Source organism: Micromonospora sp. WMMD1120 (genome assembly GCF_029626235.1).
Taxonomy (GTDB): domain Bacteria; phylum Actinomycetota; class Actinomycetes; order Mycobacteriales; family Micromonosporaceae; genus Micromonospora.
This window is the reverse complement of sequence record NZ_JARUBO010000005.1, coordinates 6,013,928-6,032,565: the sequence shown is the minus strand read 5'-3', so window position 1 is coordinate 6,032,565 and position 18,638 is coordinate 6,013,928. Positions and strand designations below refer to the sequence as shown.

General features: G+C 72.4%; 16 protein-coding genes and 1 pseudogene. 11 read left to right on the top strand and 6 right to left on the bottom strand.

From position 1 onward, the window contains the following. Positions 1 to 47 precede the first annotated feature (47 nt). Positions 48 to 1,838 (top strand): gamma-glutamyltransferase family protein, encoded by a 1,791-nt coding sequence (locus O7634_RS27820; RefSeq protein ID WP_278153082.1) that lies wholly within the window; start codon positions 48 to 50, stop codon positions 1,836 to 1,838. Here O7634_RS27820 and O7634_RS27815 read toward each other — a convergent pair. From O7634_RS27815 to O7634_RS27795, 5 genes are all read right to left on the bottom strand, one after another. Continuing rightward, a complete protein-coding gene (locus tag O7634_RS27815) occupies positions 1,835 to 2,515 on the bottom strand; it encodes a GntR family transcriptional regulator (RefSeq protein WP_278153081.1) in 681 nt (226 codons plus the stop codon). The two genes, O7634_RS27820 and O7634_RS27815, sit on opposite strands and share 4 nt — an antisense overlap. Positions 2,516 to 2,592: 77 nt before the next feature. Then, positions 2,593 to 3,219, bottom strand: a complete 627-nt coding sequence (locus O7634_RS27810; protein WP_278153080.1) for a response regulator transcription factor — start codon at positions 3,217 to 3,219, stop codon at positions 2,593 to 2,595. Continuing rightward, entirely contained in the window at positions 3,216 to 4,448 is a 1,233-nt protein-coding gene (locus O7634_RS27805; RefSeq protein ID WP_278153079.1) for a histidine kinase, read from the bottom strand. The genes O7634_RS27810 and O7634_RS27805 overlap by 4 nt, the downstream gene beginning before the upstream one ends. 4 nt (positions 4,449 to 4,452) lie before the next feature. After that, on the bottom strand, positions 4,453 to 4,896 hold the full coding sequence (locus tag O7634_RS27800) for an ABA4-like family protein (protein WP_278153078.1): 444 nt from the start codon (positions 4,894 to 4,896) through the stop codon (positions 4,453 to 4,455). Further along, a complete protein-coding gene (locus O7634_RS27795; protein WP_278153077.1) occupies positions 4,893 to 5,819 on the bottom strand; it encodes a hypothetical protein in 927 nt (308 codons plus the stop codon). Before O7634_RS27795 ends, O7634_RS27800 begins: the two co-directional genes overlap by 4 nt. A 159-nt stretch (positions 5,820 to 5,978) precedes the next feature. Here O7634_RS27795 and O7634_RS27790 point away from each other — a divergent pair, with 159 nt between their 5' ends. Then, entirely contained in the window at positions 5,979 to 6,728 is a 750-nt protein-coding gene (locus tag O7634_RS27790) for a glyoxalase (RefSeq protein WP_278153076.1), read from the top strand. A gap of 176 nt (positions 6,729 to 6,904) precedes the next feature. On the opposite strand, the gene O7634_RS27785 is transcribed toward O7634_RS27790, so the two are convergent. Next, positions 6,905 to 7,207 carry a helix-turn-helix transcriptional regulator gene (locus O7634_RS27785; RefSeq protein WP_278153075.1) on the bottom strand — a complete coding sequence of 101 codons (303 nt, stop codon included), beginning with the start codon at positions 7,205 to 7,207 and terminating at the stop codon, positions 6,905 to 6,907. A 62-nt stretch (positions 7,208 to 7,269) separates the two neighbouring features. On the opposite strand from O7634_RS27785, the gene map reads away from it, so the two are divergent. The 9 genes and pseudogenes from map (at position 7,270) to nrfD (ending at position 18,619) form a co-directional block, all read left to right on the top strand. Beyond that, positions 7,270 to 8,043: a type I methionyl aminopeptidase gene (gene map / locus O7634_RS27780; RefSeq protein WP_278153074.1), complete on the top strand. Its 774-nt coding sequence runs from the start codon at positions 7,270 to 7,272 to the stop codon at positions 8,041 to 8,043. 157 nt (positions 8,044 to 8,200) lie between these two features. After that, positions 8,201 to 8,875: pseudogene (locus tag O7634_RS27775) on the top strand (CDP-alcohol phosphatidyltransferase family protein); the annotation flags it as partial. 287 nt (positions 8,876 to 9,162) lie between these two features. After that, positions 9,163 to 10,821, top strand: coding sequence for a sulfatase-like hydrolase/transferase (locus tag O7634_RS27770; protein ID WP_278153073.1), 1,659 nt, complete (start codon positions 9,163 to 9,165; stop codon positions 10,819 to 10,821). A 32-nt stretch (positions 10,822 to 10,853) separates the two neighbouring features. Then, positions 10,854 to 11,663, top strand: coding sequence for an FkbM family methyltransferase (locus tag O7634_RS27765; protein WP_278153072.1), 810 nt, complete (start codon positions 10,854 to 10,856; stop codon positions 11,661 to 11,663). A gap of 140 nt (positions 11,664 to 11,803) precedes the next feature. Continuing rightward, complete coding sequence (locus O7634_RS27760; protein WP_278153071.1) at positions 11,804 to 12,223, top strand: ASCH domain-containing protein; 420 nt, start codon at positions 11,804 to 11,806, stop codon at positions 12,221 to 12,223. Between the two features lie 200 nt (positions 12,224 to 12,423). Continuing rightward, entirely contained in the window at positions 12,424 to 13,209 is a 786-nt protein-coding gene (locus O7634_RS27755; RefSeq protein WP_278153070.1) for a PrsW family glutamic-type intramembrane protease, read from the top strand. A 113-nt stretch (positions 13,210 to 13,322) separates the two neighbouring features. Beyond that, the gene (gene fdh, locus O7634_RS27750; protein WP_278153069.1) at positions 13,323 to 16,598 is read left to right on the top strand and encodes a formate dehydrogenase; all 3,276 of its coding nucleotides are present in this window, start codon (positions 13,323 to 13,325) and stop codon (positions 16,596 to 16,598) included. A gap of 3 nt (positions 16,599 to 16,601) precedes the next feature. Further along, the gene (locus O7634_RS27745) at positions 16,602 to 17,645 is read left to right on the top strand and encodes a 4Fe-4S dicluster domain-containing protein (protein WP_278153068.1); all 1,044 of its coding nucleotides are present in this window, start codon (positions 16,602 to 16,604) and stop codon (positions 17,643 to 17,645) included. After that, positions 17,642 to 18,619: an NrfD/PsrC family molybdoenzyme membrane anchor subunit gene (nrfD, locus tag O7634_RS27740; protein WP_278153067.1), complete on the top strand. Its 978-nt coding sequence runs from the start codon at positions 17,642 to 17,644 to the stop codon at positions 18,617 to 18,619. The genes O7634_RS27745 and nrfD overlap by 4 nt, the downstream gene beginning before the upstream one ends. Positions 18,620 to 18,638: the final 19 nt, after the last annotated feature.

Genomic DNA, 18,638 nt, shown 5'->3' with positions numbered 1-18,638 from the left:
ATACGCTTCCCACATCGTCGACGTGCGCAGCCCAGTGAGGTGTTGTCATGACGTTCACCACCCGACCGACGTTGCAGGGCACCTTCGGCATGGTGTCCTCCACGCACTGGCTGGCCAGCCAGGCGGCGATGGGCGTCCTCGAACGCGGGGGCAACGCCTTCGACGCCGCGGTGACCGCCGGGTTCGTCCTGCACGTGGTCGAACCGCACCTGAACGGGCCGGGCGGCGAGGTGCCCGCGATCGTCGCCACCGCCCGGGACCCCCGGCCGAGGGTGCTGTGCGGGCAGGGTCCGGCGCCCGCCGGGGCGACCATCGCGCACTTCCGGTCCCTCGGGATGGACCTCATCCCGGGCGCCGGGCCGCTCGCGGCGGCCGTGCCCGGCGCGGTGGACGCCTGGCTCCTGCTGCTGCGCGAGCACGGCACGCGCACCCTCGCCGAGGTGCTGGAGCCGGCGATCGGCTACGCCGCCGCCGGCCACCCGCTGGTCGGCCGCGTCGGGGCCACCGTGGCGGCGGTGCGGTCGCTGTTCGAGGAGCACTGGCCCACCTCCGCCGCGCTCTGGCTGCGCGGCGGCCGGCCACCGTCCGCCGGGGAGATGGTCACCAATCCGGCGTACGCGGACACGCTGCGCCGGCTCGTCGACGCCGGGCAGGCGGCCGGCGCCGACCGGGAGGCGCAGATCGAGGCGGCCCGCCGGGCCTGGCGTACGGGTTTCGTCGCCGAGGCGATCGACGCGTTCAGCCGACGGCCGTTCCAGGACTCCAGCGGGGAACCGCACGCCGGGCTGGTCACCGGCGACGACCTGGCCGCGTTCTCGGCGACCTGGGAGGAGCCCGCCACAGTGGACTGGCGGGGCTACTCGGTGGCGAAGACCGGCTTCTGGGGCCAGGGGCCGGTGCTGTTGCAGGCGCTGTCCACACTGGACGCGCTGGACGACCCCGGCGCGTACGAGACGGGCACGGCGGCCGGTGTGCACGCCCAGGCCGAGGCGCTCAAGCTCGCCTTCGCCGACCGGGAAGCGTGGTACGGCGACGGCGTCGACGTACCCGGCAAGGCGCTGCTCTCCCCGCGCTACGCGCGGGAGCGGGCCGGCCTGATCGGTGCGCGCGCGTCGGCCGAGCTGCGACCGGGGTGTCCGGACGGGGCGCGGCCACGCCTGCCGGCGCACGTCCTGCCGGGGGCGTCGCGGCGGGCCGATCCGGCGGACCCGACCACCGGCGAGCCGACGGTGCGGTCGGACGGGGTGACCAGGGGCGACACCTGCCACGTGGACGTGGTCGACCGCTGGGGCAACATGATCTCCGCTACCCCCAGCGGCGGCTGGTTGCAGAGCTCGCCGACCATCCCCGAGTTGGGCTTCCCGCTGGGCAGCAGGTTGCAGATGTTCTGGCTGGAGGAGGGGCTCGCCTCGTCGCTGGCCCCGGGCCGTCGACCGCGCACCACGTTGAGCCCCACGATGGTGCACCGCGACGGTGTGCCGGTGCTGGCCTGCGGCACCCCGGGCGGCGACCAGCAGGACCAGTGGCAGCTGCCGTTCCTGCTGCGGCACCTCGTCGGCGGACAGCCGCTCCAGGAGGCCATCGACGCCCCCGCCTGGCACACGCTCAGCCTGCCGGGGTCGTTCTACCCGCGCGACATGGAGCCCGGCGTCCTGGTGGTGGAGGAGCGGTACGACCCGGGCGTGCTGGCGGACCTGCGGGCGTACGGGCACGAGGTGCGGGTCGGCGACGGGTGGAGCCTCGGTCGGCTCTGCGCGGTGACCCGCGACCCGGCGACGGGGGTGCTGGCCGCCGGCTCGAACCCCCGAGGGATGCAGGGCTACGCGTGCGGTCGTTAGCGGATGGCGTAGCCACCCTCGGCGTTCTCGTGGGCGGCGGCGGAGGCGGCGTCGAGATGGTCCAGCGCGGCCCGCTCGGCGCGGTCACCGTCGCCTGACTCGATGGCGTCGACGAGTTGGATGTGCTCGGCCCACGAGTGCGGCGCGCGTTCGGCTGCCCCGAGCCGGAAGACCCACTGGACGTGGAGGTAGAGCGACTTGGCTATCGACGACAGCCACGGGTTGCCGCTGATCTGGAGTATGCGCAGGTGCAGCATGCTGTTCAGTTCGGCCACCCGGGCCAGGTCCTGCCGTTGGGTCGCCGCCCGGCCCTGGTCGAGCAGCTCGCGCAGGACCGCCACGTCCGCCGGCGTTGCCCGTTCGGCGGCCAGGCGGGCGGCCAGCGTCTCCAGGCGCTCGCGGACGGCGAACATGTCGGCGATGGTGCCGCTGCTCGGCGACGCGACGACAGCGCCCCGGCGGGGAAGGATCACCACGAAACCCTCCGCCTCGGCGACCCGCAACGCCTCCCGCACGGGGTTGCGCGAGACACCGAAGTCCTCGGCCAGGCGGTCCTCGGTGAGGCGTTCGCCGGGCAGGTAGTCGCCGTCGATGATGGCGGTCCGCAGGGCGGCGAGGACCTGGTCGCGTAGCGGCAGGTGTTGCGCGCCGAGTGTGTCCCGCAGGTCGTCAGCCACCTGGTCGCCCCTCCGTGAACGGTCGGGACGAAGCGTATACGAGGAACAATTCTCGCCGGTGTCGCCGCGGCCGAGCGTCAGACGCCCCGGGCGCACAGCGCCAGGCGTACCCGGTTGGGGCTGTCGGTCTTTGTCATCAGGCTGGTGATGTGGGTCTTGACGGTGGTGACGCCGATGTGGAGCCGGTCGGCGATCTCACTGTTGGACAGGCCCTCGGCGACCAGGTGCAGCACGTCCCGTTCCCGGGCGGTCAGCCCGGACAGCGCCGGAGGGGTGTCCGGTCGGGCGTGCACCGCGCGCTGCACGAGACGCCGTAGCACCTCCGGGCTGAACGGGCTGTCGCCGACGGCCGCCCTGCGGATGCCGTCCAGCAGCTCGGTCGGCGGCGCGTCCTTGAGCAGGAACCCGCAGGCGCCGGCGGTCAGCGCGGGATAGAGGTGGTCGTCGTCGCCGAACGTGGTCAGCACCAGGACCCGGGTGGCGGGACGCTCGGCCAGGATCCGGCTGGTCGCGGTGATCCCGTCGACACCGGGCATGCGCAGGTCCATGACGACGACGTCCGGCAGCAGCCGCGCGGCGAGGCTGATCGCCTCGCGGCCGTTGTCGGCCTCTCCGACGACCTCGATGTCGGGCTGCGCGTCGCAGAGCATGCGCAGCCCGGCGCGGATGAGGTGCTGGTCGTCGACCAGCAGCACCCGGATCACGCCGGCTCCGGCGCGGGCGAGGCGGCCGGCGCCTCCCGCTCCCGTGGCAGCGGCGACCCGGCGGCCACCGCCGGCAGGACCGTCCGCACCCGCCACCCGGTGTCGGTCGGGCCCACCTCCAGCCGACCGCCCAGGACCTCGACGCGTTCCCGCATTCCGGTGATGCCGTGCCCGCCCCCGCTCGGCAGCCCCGCCGGTGCTCCACCGCGCCGGTCGTCGGTGACCGACCAGTGCACGGACCCGTCGCGCACGGCTATCTCGACGTGCGCGAGCGCTGCCGTCCCCGCGTGTTTGGCCACGTTGGTCAGCGCCTCCTGGGTCAGTCGCAGCACCGCCATGCCGCGCGCCGCGTCGAGCGTACCGATCGCCGGGTCCAGGTCGGCCTCCACGGTGACGCCGGCCTGCCGGGCCCGGTCGACGGCCGCGCCGATCGCCGCCGGCAGCGCCGAGGGCTCGATCGCGGTCAGCGCCGCGTCGCCGCGTACCCCGTCGGGGTCGCGCAGCACCGCGACCAGCCGGCGCAGCTCCGCGAGGGCCGCGGTGCCGGTGCCGTGCACGTCGTCGAAGACCGCGCCCACCCGGGGGTCCAGGTCGGTGAGCACGTGCCGGGCGACACCGACCCGCAGGACCATCGACGCCACGTGGTGCGCGACGACGTCGTGCAGCTCGCGGGCGATGGCGCTGCGCTCGTCGGCGCGTGCGGCCCGGCTCTCCGACTCCTGCCGGCGCTGCTCGGCGGCGGCCCGCTCGACCGCCTGCCGACCCAACTCCCGGTTGGCGCGGATGACCAGGCCGAGCAGCACCGGCACGCCGACCTCCAGGGCCAACCCGACGACACCGGAGACGACCTGGCGGGCGGGGTCGCCGATCGAGCCGGACAGGTTGACCACCACCAGCAGGGCGGTGGCCGGCCAGACCGTCGCCGCCCGCCGCGCCCGCATGGTGACTTCCAGGAGCGCCCAACTGGCCCCCACCTGGTTGATCGTGGCGTCGTCGACCTGCCAGATCGCGACCGCCAGCAGGCCCGCCTGCGCCACCAGGTTGACCACCGTGCGGTGGTGCGCCGCCAGCCCCACGGCGAACGCGAGCAGCGCGAGAATCCACTGTGTCACCGTCGGTGGGCGGGCCGAGTGCGGGACGACGACCAGGTAGCACAGTCCGCTGAGGATGAGCAGCGCCATCCGCACGAGACTGTTGCGAATGTCGAACAGTCGACCCAGCCAGCCCACGACGTCAGCCTAGGCGCGGCGGGTCGGTCACCGGCCGCCGCCAGCGGGGCCGCACCGCGAGGTACGCGGCCAGGCCGAGCGGTCCGAGCAGGATGGTCAGCACCAGCACCGGCCCCATGACCAGCGCCGGCACCCCCCGTTCCCGGCTGTCCAGCCACGCCCAGCGACCGACGAACAGATCGAACGCGACCATGTGCGCCCAGCCCGCCGCCGCACCGTCGGCGGTGCCGAGCAGGTCACGCACCCCGTCGAGGGTCGGCGACGCCACCGCCGGCAGGACCTCGCCGAACGCCGGGAGCACCAGCACGGCGTAGATCACCACGACCGGCAGCACGATCAGCGGCGAGGCGATGATCCGGGCGGTCCACGACCAGCGCGGCAGCAGGATCATCAGCGCCCAGAACGGCGCGGCCACCGCGAACGTCACCGTGAACAGCGTTGCGGTCACGCGGCCAGCGCCAGTTCCGGACGGCGGCGGCGGGCCAGCACCAAGCCGGCGGCGGTCGCTGTCGCGACCGCCAGCGCCGCCACCGCGGCCAGCGTGAGCGCGTCCGGGCGCAGCAGCGGCTGCCCGCGCAGGGCCTGCCAGGTCAACAACACGGTGAGTACGCCGTACGCGGTGCCCGCCACGACGACGAGCCGGGCCCGGGTGCGCTCGTCCAGTCGGGTGGCGAACCGGCTCAGCACGATCGCCAGTATCGGCAGCGCCTGGAGGGCGTGCAACCCCACGAAGTGCCCGATCCGCAGGTCACCGCCCGTGGTGCTCCAGCCGAGCACGGGCAACCCCGGCCCGCCGTCGACGACGCCCACGCTGTGCGCCCCGGAGATCCCCTCGATGCCCGGGTCCTGGATCGGCAGCGTCATCGGCACCGCCGCGAGCATGCCGAGCGCGGACAGTCCGAGGCCCCAGCCGACCGCGCGGTTGGCCACCCGGTCGGGGATCCGCCGGATCAGCAGCACGATCCCGAGGACGAGGTGTGCGACGAAGAGCACCATGATCGCCGCTCCCATGATGGCGAACAGCGCGGTGTTCAGCGGGCTGCTGTCGTTGAAGTGGCTGGTCTGTCCGCGTACCACCTGGGCGACGATCACCACCATCTCGATCACCGCGACCGCGACGATGACGGTGACCGCCCGCTCCGCCACGCGGCTGCGCCTCGGCAGCAGGCTGAGCATCCAGGCCAGCGTGCCGCCGTAGAGCACGAAGGACACCGCGAACTTGAACGGCTTGAGCCAGATCGGCGCGCCGGTGAGGACGCGGGGGTCGGCGACGATGCCGACGGTGGTGACGACGGCGAGCGCCGCCATCGTGGACACGAAGACCATCAGTGGGCGGTGCCAGTGTGCCGCCCGGCGCAGGGTGACTGTCATGTCTGTAGATGCTCCTGGCGGTGCCCGTCGTCGGCGTCCGACCGAAAGCCCCGGTCGCGGCCGGTGGGCGGAGCGGGCCTCCTCCCCGGGTAGGAGACGGCGACACGGTGCCTCGTCCTGGCACAATGGCCGGCCTGCCGACCGGACCGGGAGCGCCGAATGACGACCAGTGCGGACAGAGTCCAGCCGAACGAGACCACGGTGCCGCTGCTGCCCTGCCCGGCGCCGGAGGAGACCCTGGCGTTCTGGCGGGCGCTCGGGTTCGAGGTGACCTACCAGCAACTCAAGCCGTACGTGTACCTGGCCTTCGCGTGGAGCGGGTTCCAGCTGCACTACGGGCCGGCCCCGAAGGACCTGGACCCGGCGAAGGAGTTCTCCGGCGCTTGCCTGGTGATGGTCGACGCTGTCGCGCCGTACCACGCGGCGTTCGCCGAGGCGATGCGTCGCGCCTACGGCAAGGTGCTCATCAAGGGGCTGCCCCGGATGACCCGCTACCGGGCCGGGGCGTCCCGGTTCAGCGTCGTCGACCCGTCCGGCAACACCATCACCTTCATCCGCCGGGACGAGCCGGAGGAGGTGGAGTACGGCGGGTCGAAGAAGCTGGAGGGTCTGGCCCGGGTGCTGGACAACGCGCGGATACTGCGGGAGTTCAAGACCGACGACCGGGCGGCCTACCGGGCGTTGGACTCGGGGATGCGCCGCCGCGCCGAGGACGCTCCGGTGGTCGAGCAGGCGATGGCGCTGGCCGGGCTGATCGAGTTGGCCATCGCTCTGGAGAAGGCGGAGCAGATATCCGAGTGGGGCGCCCGCCTGCGCGCGTTGACCCTCACCGCCGCGGAGCGCGAGCAGGCCCAGGCGTACGTGGCCGACCCCTCGGTGCTCGCCCCGTGGCTGCCGGACGCGACCTGACCGGCGGTTTCCGCCCGTCCGCTGCGCGGTAGGCCAGAACCGCCGCCTCCGTCGGCGGTGGCGACCCGGGTACCACGACGACCGTCGGGGAGGACGGCCGTCTCACCACCGCCTCCTGAGACTCCGTACCCGCTGGTCCCGGTCGCTCGTCGGCCGGGACGGGCCTGTTCCCCGGGTTACGAGGCCAGCCGCTCGCGCGACTGTCGCTCGGCAGGGGCGAGCGCCACCCCGTCGTCCGACGTGTTGATCTCGGCCCAGACGGCGTCGAGGGAGAGGCCGAGGACGTCGGCGATCGCCGCGATCGTGGGGAAGGCGGGGGTGGCGATGCGGCCGGACTCGATCTTCCGGAGGGTCTCCGGCGACACGCCCGCGTCGAGGGCGGTGAGGAGCATCGACCGCTCTCCCCGGGCTCGGCGCAGCAGGGCGCCGAGGCGCTGACCGCGTTCGACCTCGGCGGGAGTGAGCGGCAACCTGACCATGACGCGATTCTAGTACCGGGATAATATGGCCGGGATACTTATTGGTCCGAGGAGGGCGCCGCATGATCGAGATTCTGGACCCGACCGACCTGCCGCGGGCGCGGGCCACCGGCGCCCTGGTCGCCAGCATTCTCCAGGCGCTGAAGAGTCGCGCCCGCGTCGGCACCAACCTGCTCGACATCGACCGGTGGGCGCACGAGATGATCGTCGAGGCCGGGGCGCAGTCCTGCTACGTCGACTACGAGCCGTCCTTCGGGCGCGGGCCGTTCGGCCACTACATCTGCACGTCGGTCAACGACGCCGTGCTGCACGGGCTGCCGCACGACTACCGGCTCGCCGACGGGGACCTGCTGAGCCTCGACCTCGCGGTCTCGCTGGGTGGGGTCGTCGCCGACTCGGCGATCAGCTTCATCGTGGGAGACGCGCGGCCGGCGGAGAGCGTCGCGCTCATCGACGCGACCCAGCGGGCGTTGGCCGCCGGCATCGCCGCCGCCCGCCCGGGAGCCCACATCGGGGACATCTCCCACGCCATCGGCACCGTCCTCGGCGCGGCGGGCTACTCGATCAACACCGAGTTCGGCGGCCACGGCGTCGGCTCGACGATGCACCAGGACCCGCACGTCTCCAACACCGGGCGGCCCGGTCGCGGCTACCGGCTGCGCCCCGGGCTGCTGCTGGCGCTGGAGCCGTGGGTGATGGCGGACACCGCCACCCTGGTCACCGACCGCGACGGTTGGACACTGCGCAGTGTGACCGGCTGCCGGACGGCGCACAGCGAGCACACGATCGCCATCACCGACGACGGAGCCGAGGTGCTCACCCTGCCCCGGTCCTGACCCGACAGTCCCGATCCCGACGGCCGCTGACGATTAGTCGGCCGTTCCCGGGGCACGTCCTCCGGCACAACCCTGGTGAGTCGCGCTCAAAATGAACCGATCGGTCATGGTTCCCGTGATGACGGTCAGGGTCACCCACCAGAGTCACGGAGGCACGATGGCAACGCTTCGAACGGGTCCGGTCCTCGGGCTGATCGTGCAGATCGTCGTGCTGGCGGCGCTCGCGGAGACGGTCGGCCTGGGCGCGGCGGGGTGGGCGGCCGGGCTGGCGTACGGGATGGCGCTGTGCCTCCTGCTCAGCCGGGGTCTGACCCGGTCGGCCGCACGCGGCCTGAGCCCGGCGGACCGGGTGACGTTGACCCGGGCGATCCTGACCGGCGGTGTGACCGCCCTGGTGGTGGAGTCGTTCAACCGGCCGGCGCCGGTCGCGGTCATCGTCGTCCTCACCAGCGTGGCGCTGGTCCTCGACGCGGTGGACGGGTACACGGCCCGCCGCACCGGGACCAGCACCGCGCTGGGCGCGCGCTTCGACATGGAGATCGATTCCTTCCTGGTCCTGGTGCTCTGCGTGTACGTGGCACCCACGGTGGGGGCGTGGGTGCTCCTGATCGGCGCGATGCGGTACGTGTTCGTCGCCGCCAGTTGGGTGCTGGGGTGGATGCGCGGGTCGCTGCCGCCGCGCTACTGGCGCAAGGTCGTGGCGGCGATCCAGGGCGTGGTGCTGACGGTGGCGATGGGCGGCGCGTTGCCCGCGATGCCGACCACGGTGCTGGTGCTGGCGTCGCTGGCGCTGCTCCTCGAGTCGTTCGGACGCGACGTGCGCTGGCTGTGGACGACCCGTCACCTGCGGCGGAGCACGCGGCACGAGATCGCGGCCGGGCTGGCCCACGCCGCCAGCGCGGCCAGCCTGCACGCCGGGCACGTCGGCGCCGGGCTGGGGGTGGGCAAGGCCGAGCTGTTGCTGCCTTGGCCGGAGCACCGGTCGGCGGTTCTTTCCCGGGGCGGGACGGCCCGCGTCTGAGCCACCCACACGCCCCGCCCATCAGTGATCATGGAAGGATGCCCGGGTTGTCGCTCGTGACGCGCGTACGTCGGCTGCCGCACCAGGAACGGAGGGCGATGCCTGACGCACACCCGGAGGGTGCCACCGACGGCGGCGTCGACCCGCCGCCGCGCCGGCGTACCGTCCTCGCCCGGCTGGTGACCGTCCTGGCCGCGCTGCTCGTGCTGACCGTGCTCACCCTGCCGTACGACTTCGGCCGCCTCACCCCGGCGGCGTTCGTGCGGGTCCCGCTGGAGGCGCTGCTGGCCGTCGCCCTCCTGCTCGCCCTGCCGACTCGGTGGAGTCGGCTGGTCGCCACCGTCGTCGGCGCGGCGCTCGGCCTGCTCGGCCTGCTGAAGCTGCTCGACCTGGGGTTCTCCGCCGCGCTCAGCCGGGCGTTCGACCCGGTCCTCGACTGGGCCCTGCTCGACGAGGGGTTCGCCTTCCTCAGCGAGTCGTACGGTCGGCCCACCGCCATCGCGGTCGCTGCCGCGCTGGCGGTCCTGGTCGTCGGCCTGCCCGTGCTGGTCACCCTGTCGGTGCGACGGCTGCGTAACCCGTTGGTCGGGCACCGCACCGGGACCACCCGGGTCGTGACGGCGCTGGTGGTCGTCTGGGTGGTCTGCGCCGCGTTCAACGTGCGGGTGGTCGAGGGTTCGCCGATCGCCGACACCTCCGCCACCACCCTGGCCAACGGGCACGGGTTCCAGGTGCGCCTGCGTCTCGACGACCGGGAGACGTTCGGCGCGCTGATCGAGCAGGACCCGTTCGGCGACACCCCGGGTGACCAGCTCCTCACCGCGCTGCGGGGCAAGAACGTGGTCATTTCCTTCGTGGAGAGTTACGGCCGCGACGCGGTCGAGGACCCGGAGTTCGCCCCGCAGATCGGCGCGGTCCTCGACGACGGCGCCAGCCGGCTGGGCGCCGCGGGGTTCGGCGCGCGCAGCGGCTTCCTCACCTCGCCGACCTTCGGCGGCGGCAGCTGGCTCGCGCACGCCACCCTCCTGTCCGGTCTCTGGATCGACAACGACCAGCGGCACCGCACCCTGTTGGCGAGCGACCGGATGACCCTCAACGGCGCCTTCCGCCGGGCGAACTGGGAGACCGTGGGAGTGATGCCCGCCGTCACCAAGGCGTGGCCGGAGGGGTCCTTCTACGGCTACGACCGCTTCTACGACGCCAGGTCGCTCGCGTACCGGGGCTCGAAGTTCAGCTTCGGCACCATGCCGGACCAGTACACCCTGGCCAGTTGGCGGCGCCTCGAGCAGGCCCGCGAGGACGACAGGCCGACGATGACGGAGCTGGCGCTGGTGTCCAGCCACGCCCCCTGGACGCCCGTACCGCAGGTGGTCGACTGGGCGAACATCGGCGACGGCTCGTCCTTCCGCAGGCCCGGCGGCGCGTCGGACGACAAGCGGCGCACCGCCCGCCAGATCAAGGCCGACTACCGCACCTCCATCGAGTACACGCTGAACAGCCTCATCTCCTACGTGCAGACCTACGGCGACGACGACTTGGTGTTCATCGTCCTCGGTGACCACCAACCGGCCGCCGTCGTCACCGGCGAGAACGCCAGCCACGACGTCCCGATCAGCATCGTCACCCGGGACCGGGCCGTGCTGGACCGGATCTCCGGATGGGGCTGGCAGGACGGGCTCAAACCGGGACCGCAGGCCCCGGTCTGGCGGATGGACGCCTTCCGGGACCGCTTCCTGACCACCTTCGGCCCGTCGTGACCCGGCCACCCGCGAGAGACTGGACCCCGACCATGACAGGCAGCACCGACACCATCGCCGCGCTCCGGGTTGATCCGGCCCTGTCCCCGCTGCGCCGGTCGCTCGACGTGTACTACGGCGACGTCGAGCGCGACGCGCGGATGGACGCCTTCTACTCCCGGTTCGTCACCGCCGGGGACCTGGTCTTCGACATCGGGTCTCACGTGGGCGACCACATCGGCAGCTTCCGCCGGCTCGGGGCCGTGGTGGTGGCCGTGGAGCCGCAGCCGTTGTGTCTGCGTGCCCTCCGGGCGATCTACGCCGACGACGACCAGGTGACGATCGTCGAGGCGGCCTGCGGCGCGGTCGCCGGTCGCACCCGCTTCCACGTCAACTCGGCCAACCCGACGGTGTCGACCGCCTCGGCCGACTTCGTCCGGGCGGCGGACGGCGCGGGCGGGTGGGAGAGCGAGGTGTGGGACACGGCCATCGAGGTCCCGGTGGTCACCGTCGACACCCTCATCCAGGAGTACGGCGTGCCGACCTTCGCCAAGATCGACGTGGAGGGTTTCGAGGACGAGGTGCTGGCCGGCCTGAGCCGGCCGCTGCCCGCGCTCTCGTTCGAGTTCACCACCATCGCGCGTCCGGTCGCCGACCGGTGCCTCGACCGCCTCGGCGCGCTCGGCGTCGACGGCTTCGACGTTGCGCTGGGTGACGACAAGTCGATGACGTTCCAGCGCTGGGTGTCCGCGAGCGACATGGCCGCGTACCTCGCCGGGTTGCCGCACGAGGCGAACTCCGGCGACGTGTACTGCGTGTCCGGAGGTGACCGCGCGTCACTTCCGGAGGGGCGGATGCGGTAGTGCGCGGTATACCTCAGAGGCATGAATATGCCTCTGAGGTATACCGCTCGACATGGTGGGGTGGCCGGCGCGGTGCCAGGCGTATGACCACCCGTTGACGCCCCGACCCATCCAGGCGCCGGCTCGCGTACCCTCCGCTGATGGACCTGGACGATCTTCCGCTGGCCGAGTTCGCGTTCCCGGGGCCGCTGCGGGACGCGCTCGTCGCCGCGATCCTGTCCGGCGCGAAGACCTCGACGACCGGCCTGCTGATCGGGTACGAACGTGCGAACGAGCCGCTGCCCGAGGTGGGGGAGCGGTCCGCCGTGGTGGACTCGGCGGGCAAGCGGGTCGCGGTCATCGAGCTGACCGACGTACGGGTGGTCCGGCTCGCCGACGTCGACCTACGGCACGCGCAGGACGAGGGCGAGGGCGACGAGTCGGTGGCGCAGTGGCGCGCGGGTCACGAGGCGTTCTGGCACAGTCCGGAGGTGCGCGCCGAGCTGGCCGATCCCGACTTCACCGTGGACGACGACACGCTGGTCGTCACCGAGCGCTTTCGGCTGGTGCACGTCGTCTGACCCGACGTGTGGGGCGGCGCCGCAGATCTCTCCGTCCACTGATCAACTCGACTTTCCGGACATCGGGGCTTCCCGCGGCGGATGACACGCCGACTTGCCTGAAAATCGAGTTGATCAAGGGTGAACGCCGATGGGTCGGGGTCGGCGGACGGCGGCGCCCTGTCTGGCGTTCGTCACGTTGATCCGCCACACTGCGCGCTATGGGTGAACGGTCGCGCCGGTGGGCGTGGGTTGCGGTCTTCGTCGTCGGGTTGGTCCTCTACCTGGCGGTGCTGCGCACCCTCGTCAGCACCAAGAATCCGAACTTCGTGCCGGCGCTGATCCTGCTCGGGGCGACGCTGGTGCCGTTGACGTTCCTGACGTTCGCGCAGGCGCGGACCGGGCGGTGGCAGGTGCCGGCGTCGGCGCTGGTGACGTCGGCCTTCTTCGGCGGGGTGATCGGCACTGTGGTCGCCGGCACGCTGGAGTACGACACCCTGCGCGGCCTCGGCACCCTGCCCATGGTCTTCGTGGCGCTGATCGAGGAGTCGGCGAAGCTGATCGTGCCGGTGGTGCTGCTGTTCACTGTGGTGGCCCGACACGCCCGGCGGGTGCCCTCGGACGGGCTGGTCATCGGCGTGGCCGCCGGGATGGGCTTCGCCGCCCTGGAGACGATGGGGTACGCGTTCAGCGCGCTGCTCAGTTCGCAGGGCAACATCGGCGCGGTGGAGCAGACCCTGTTCATCCGTGGGGTGACCGCTCCGGCCGGTCACACCGCCTGGACCGGGTTGACCGCCGGCGCGCTCTGGGCGCTGCTGGCCAGCCCGAGCGCCCGCCGGCTGGTGGGTTTCATCGGCACGTTCGTGGGTGTCGTCGCCCTGCACACCCTCTGGGACACGTTCACCGGTTCGCTGGTCTTCGTCGTGGTGGCGCTCGTCAGCATCGGCTGGCTGTTCTGGGAGCTGCGCCGCTACCGCACCTTCAACGAGCACCCCGTCACCGGGTAGCGGCCCGGCCACCCGGGGAGGCTGGTCTGCGCTGATCTCGCTGCGACCGGACCCGCCCCTCGGCTACCGTCAGGCTGTTCACATTTGGCCTGATTAGTCGGGAAGGTGCGCCGATGGGGGTGCGGAGCTGGATCGAGGGCTGGCCGGTCTACCGGCAGCTCACCGGCACCGACCCGCTGGGCCGGGGCGTCGCGGCCGAGTCCGCCGGCTCCCGCGCGCTGACCGCCCGCACCGAGACCGCCGACTCGGTGGCCAAGTCCGTCTGCCCGTACTGCGCGGTCGGCTGCGGGCAGCGGGTGTTCGTCAAGGACGGGCAGGTCAGCCAGATCGAGGGTGACCCGGACAGCCCGATCTCGCGGGGTCGGCTCTGCCCGAAGGGCGCGGCGAGCAGGAGCCTGGTGACCAGCCCGCTGCGGCAGACCACGGTGCGCTACCGCCGCCCGTACTCGACCGAGTGGGAGGACCTCGACCTCGAGACGGCGATGCACATGATCGCCGATCGGGTCCTGGCCGCCCGGGACGAGACCTGGGAGGACGTGGACGCCGAGGGCCGCCCGCTCAACCGCACCCTCGGCATCTCCAGCCTGGGCGGGGCGACGCTGGACAACGAGGAGAACTACCTCATCAAGAAGTTGTTCACCGCGATGGGGGCGCTCCAGATCGAGAACCAGGCCCGTATTTGACACTCCGCCACCGTCCCCGGTCTGGGGACCAGCTTCGGCCGTGGCGGCGCCACCCAGTACCAGCAGGACCTGTCGAACTCCGACGTCATCGTCATCCAGGGTTCGAACATGGCCGAGGCGCACCCGGTGGGCTTCCAGTGGGTGATGGAGGCCAAGCGTCGCGGCGCGAAGGTCTTCCACGTCGACCCGAGGTTCACCCGCACCAGCGCACTGGCCGACTCGTACCTGCCGATCCGGGCGGGCACCGACATCGCCCTGCTCGGCGGGGTGATCCGCTACATCCTCGAGAACGAGCTGGACTTCCGGGAGTACGTCGTGGCCTACACCAACGCCGCGACGATCGTGACCGAGGAGTACACCGACACCGAGGACCTGCACGGCCTCTTCTCCGGCTTCCAGGAGAAGAACGCCTCCTACGACCCGAGCAGTTGGCGGTACGAGGGCCACGCGCAGACCCAGACGCCGCGGGACACCGAGGTCCAGCGCGAGACCGGCGCCGGGCTGGAGCACGAGTCGCACGGCGCGCCGGTCGGCGGGCAGACTGAGCGGGACGAGACGTTGCGGCACCCGCTCTGCGTCTACCAGATCCTCAGGCGGCACTACGCCCGCTACACCCCGGAGATGGTGGAGCGGGTGTGCGGCATTCCGCAGGAGAAGTTCCTGGAGTTGGCGCGGGCGTGGACGGAGAACTCCGGTCGGGACCGCACCGGCATGCTCGTGTACTCGGTCGGATGGACGCAGCACAGCGTCGGGGTGCAGTACATCCGCACCGGCGCGATCATCCAACTGCTGCTGGGCAACGTCGGCCGTCCCGGTGGCGGGGTGATGGCGCTGCGCGGGCACGCGAGCATTCAGGGCTCGACGGACATCCCGACGTTGTTCAACCTGCTGCCGGGCTACCTGCCGATGCCGCACCACGCCGACCACCCGACCCTCGACACATGGGTGGACAGCATCGCGCACCCCGGCCAGAAGGGCTTCTGGGGCAACGCCCGCACCTACGGTGTCAACCTGCTCAAGGCGTACTGGGGGAAGGCGGCCACCGCCGACAACGACTACTGCTACGGCCACCTGCCCCGGATGACCGGCGACCACGGCACGTACCAGCAGGTCCTGAACATGATCGACGGGAAGGTCAAGGGCTACTTCCTGCTCGGTCAGAACCCGGCGGTCGGTTCGGCGCACGGTCGGGCGCAGCGCCTCGGGATGGCCAACCTCGACTGGCTCGTCGTCCGGGACCTCTTCATGATCGAAAGTGCCACGTTCTGGCAGAACGGCCCGGAGGTGGCCACCGGGGAGATCCTGCCGGAGGAGTGCCGGACCGAGGTGTTCTTCCTGCCGGCGGCGTCGCACGTGGAGAAGGAGGGCACGTTCACCCAGACGCAGCGGTTGTTGCAGTGGCGGGAGAAGGCCGTCGAGCCGCCCGGCGACGCCCGCTCCGAGCTGTGGTTCTTCTACCACCTCGGCCGGATCATCAGGGAGCGGCTGGCGGCCTCCACCAGGCCGCGCGACCGGGCGTTGCTCGACCTGACCTGGGACTACCCCACGCACGGCCCGCACGCGGAGCCGAGCGCCGAGGCGGTGCTGCGCGAGATCAACGGGTACGACATGGCGACCGGCCGGCCGCTGGCCTCGTTCACCGAGATGAAGGACGACGGCTCCACCTGCGGTGGCTGCTGGATCTACACCGGCGTGTACGCCGAGGGCGTCAACCAGGCCGCCCGTCGCAAACCCGGCGCGGAGCAGACCCTGGTGGCTCCCGAGTGGGGGTGGGCGTGGCCGGCGAACCGGCGCATCCTCTACAACCGGGCGTCGGCCGACCCGGACGGCAACCCGTGGAGTGAGCGCAAGCGCTACGTGTGGTGGGACGCCGACAAGGGCGAGTGGACCGGTTACGACGTGCCGGACTTCGAGAAGACCAAACCACCGTCGTACCGGCCGGCGCACGACGCCTCCGGCGTGGCGGGCATCGCCGGCGACGACCCGTTCATCCTCCAGGGCGACGGCAAGGGCTGGCTGTACGCGCCGACAGGCGTGCTGGACGGGCCGCTGCCGACGCACTACGAGCCGGTCGAGTCGCCGGTGCGCAACCCGCTGTACCGGCAACAGGCCAACCCGACCCGCAAGGTCTACACCCACCCGATCAACACGCTCAACCCGAGCCCACCCGAGCCGTACAGCGAGGTCTTCCCGTTCGTGTTCACGGTCAGCCGGCTCACCGAGCACCACACCGCCGGCGGGATGAGCCGCACCGTGCCGCCGCTGGCGGAGCTGCAACCGGAGATGTTCGTCGAGGTGTCGCCGGAGTTGGCGGTCGGACGCGGGCTCACCCACCTCGGCTGGGCCCACCTGGTGACCGCCCGGGCGGCCATCGAGGCGCGGGTGCTGGTCACCGACCGGATGACCCCGCTGCGCGTGGACGGCCGGATCATCCACCAGGTGTGGTTGCCGTACCACTTCGGGTTCGAGGGCCTGGTCACCGGCGACTCGGCGAACGACCTGTTCGGCATCAGCCTCGACCCGAACGTGCTGATCCAGGAGAGCAAGGTCGGCACCTGCGACATCCGGCCCGGACGACGTCCCCGGGGACTGGAGTTGGAACAACTCGTCACGGACTACCGGCGGCGGTCCGGGGATCTCAGCCCGCACTACCCACCGCAGGTCACGACCGACGCCGCCGACGGCGGCCCGGACCGGGAGGTCTGACCGATGCCGCACCCGAACGCCCTGTACGGCCCGCTGGACCCGGCGCCGGACGCCGGGTGGTCGTCGGCGCCGCCGCGGATGGGGTTCTTCACCGACACCAGCGTCTGCATCGGCTGCAAGGCGTGCGAGGTGGCCTGCAAGGAGTGGAACGGTGTGCCGCAGAGCGGCCTGGACCTGCTGGGCATGTCGTACGACAACACCGGGGCGTTGACGGCGAACTCCTGGCGGCACGTCGCCTTCGTCGAACAGCCCCGCCCGGCCGGCCTGGCGTCCCCGGCGTTCCGGGGCGACCCGGACGGGCCGGCGATCAGCCCGGTCACGGCGGCGGTCGGCGCGCTGACCAGCACCGACACCGGCACCGACCCGGGCCTGCCGACCGGCTCGCCGGGCGCGGCGGCGCGGATGTCGGCCGGCCCGGAGTTCCTCGGAATGCCGGGGGCGCAGCCGCCGGGGCGCGGCACGGGTGCTGGAGGCCGGACCGACTTCCGGTGGTTGATGATGTCGGACGTCTGTAAGCACTGCACCCATGCGGCGTGTCTGGACGTGTGTCCGACGGGGTCGTTGTTCCGGACCGAGTTCGGCACCGTGGTGGTGCAGGAGGACATCTGTAACGGGTGTGGGTACTGCATCTCGGCGTGTCCGTACGGGGTGATCGACCAGCGTAAGGGTGATGGTCGGGCGTGGAAGTGCACGCTGTGCTACGACCGTCTCGGTGCGGGGATGACGCCCGCGTGCGCGCAGGCGTGCCCGACCGAGTCGATCCAGTACGGTCCCCTCGACGAGCTGCGGGAGCGGGCCGCGGCGCGGGTGGCGACGTTGCACGAGCGGGGGGTGCCCGAGGCGCGGTTGTACGGGGAGGACCCGGACGACGGCGTCGGCGGTGACGGGGCGTTCTTCCTGCTCCTCGACGAGCCCGAGGTGTACGGGCTGCCCCCCGACCCGGTCGTCACCACCCGGGACCTGCCGAAGATGTGGAAGAGTGCCGGCCTCGCCGCCCTGGCGATGACCGCTGCCACGGTGGTCGCGTTCCTCGGGAGGCGGCCATGACCCGCGCCGGCGAGCAGCTCACCGTGCCCGCGGCCGACTTCACCTCCTACTACGGCCGGCCGATCCTCAAGGCGCCGGTGTGGAAACACGACATCGCCGGCTACCTGTTCACCGGGGGCCTCGCCGCCGGGGGAGCGCTCATCGGCGCGGGCGCCCAGCTCACCGGCCGGCCCGCGCTGCGGCAGGTGGGCCGGTGGACCGCGTTGGGCGGGATCAGCGCCAGCGCCTACCTGCTGGTGCACGACCTCGGCCGACCGGGGCGGTTCCACCACATGCTCCGGGTGGTCAAGCTGACCTCGCCGATGTCGGTCGGCACCTGGATCCTCACCGCGTTCGGCCCGGCCGCCGGCGTGGCCGCGGTCGCCGAGCTGGCGCCACGGCTACCCGAGCACGGCGTCCTCGGTCTCGCCCGCCGGCTGGCGCCGACCGTCGGCGACGTCGCCGGGCTGGCCTCCGCGGTCACCGCTCCGGCGCTCGCCACGTACACCGGGGTGCTGCTCGCCGACACCGCCGTGCCCGCCTGGCACGAGGCGTACCCCTTCCTGCCGTTCGTCTTCGGGGGCAGCGCGCTCGCCGCCGCCACCGGGGTCGGCCTCATCGCGGCGCCCGCCACCCAGACCGCTCCGCTGCGGCGACTCGCCGCCGTCGCGGCGACCGTCAAGTATCTCGGCGGACGCCGGATGGAGCGGTTGGGCCTGCCCGGCGAGCCCTACCGGCAGGGGCGCAGCGGTCGGTTGGTCCGGGCCGGGGACGTGCTGCTCGGCGTGGGGACCGTCGCCGCGCTGTTCAGCCGGCGCAGCCGGGTCCTGTCGGCGGTCGCCGGGGCCGCTCTCGTCGCGTCGTCCGTCGCCACCCGGTTCGGCGTCTTCGAGGCCGGCAGGGTCTCGGCACGCGACCCCAAGTACACGGTCGTGCCGCAACGGGCGCGACGCGACGGCACCCAGGGCCGGCCGCCGGCCGAGAAGGGGACGTGACCCGACCAGCAGGCGCCAG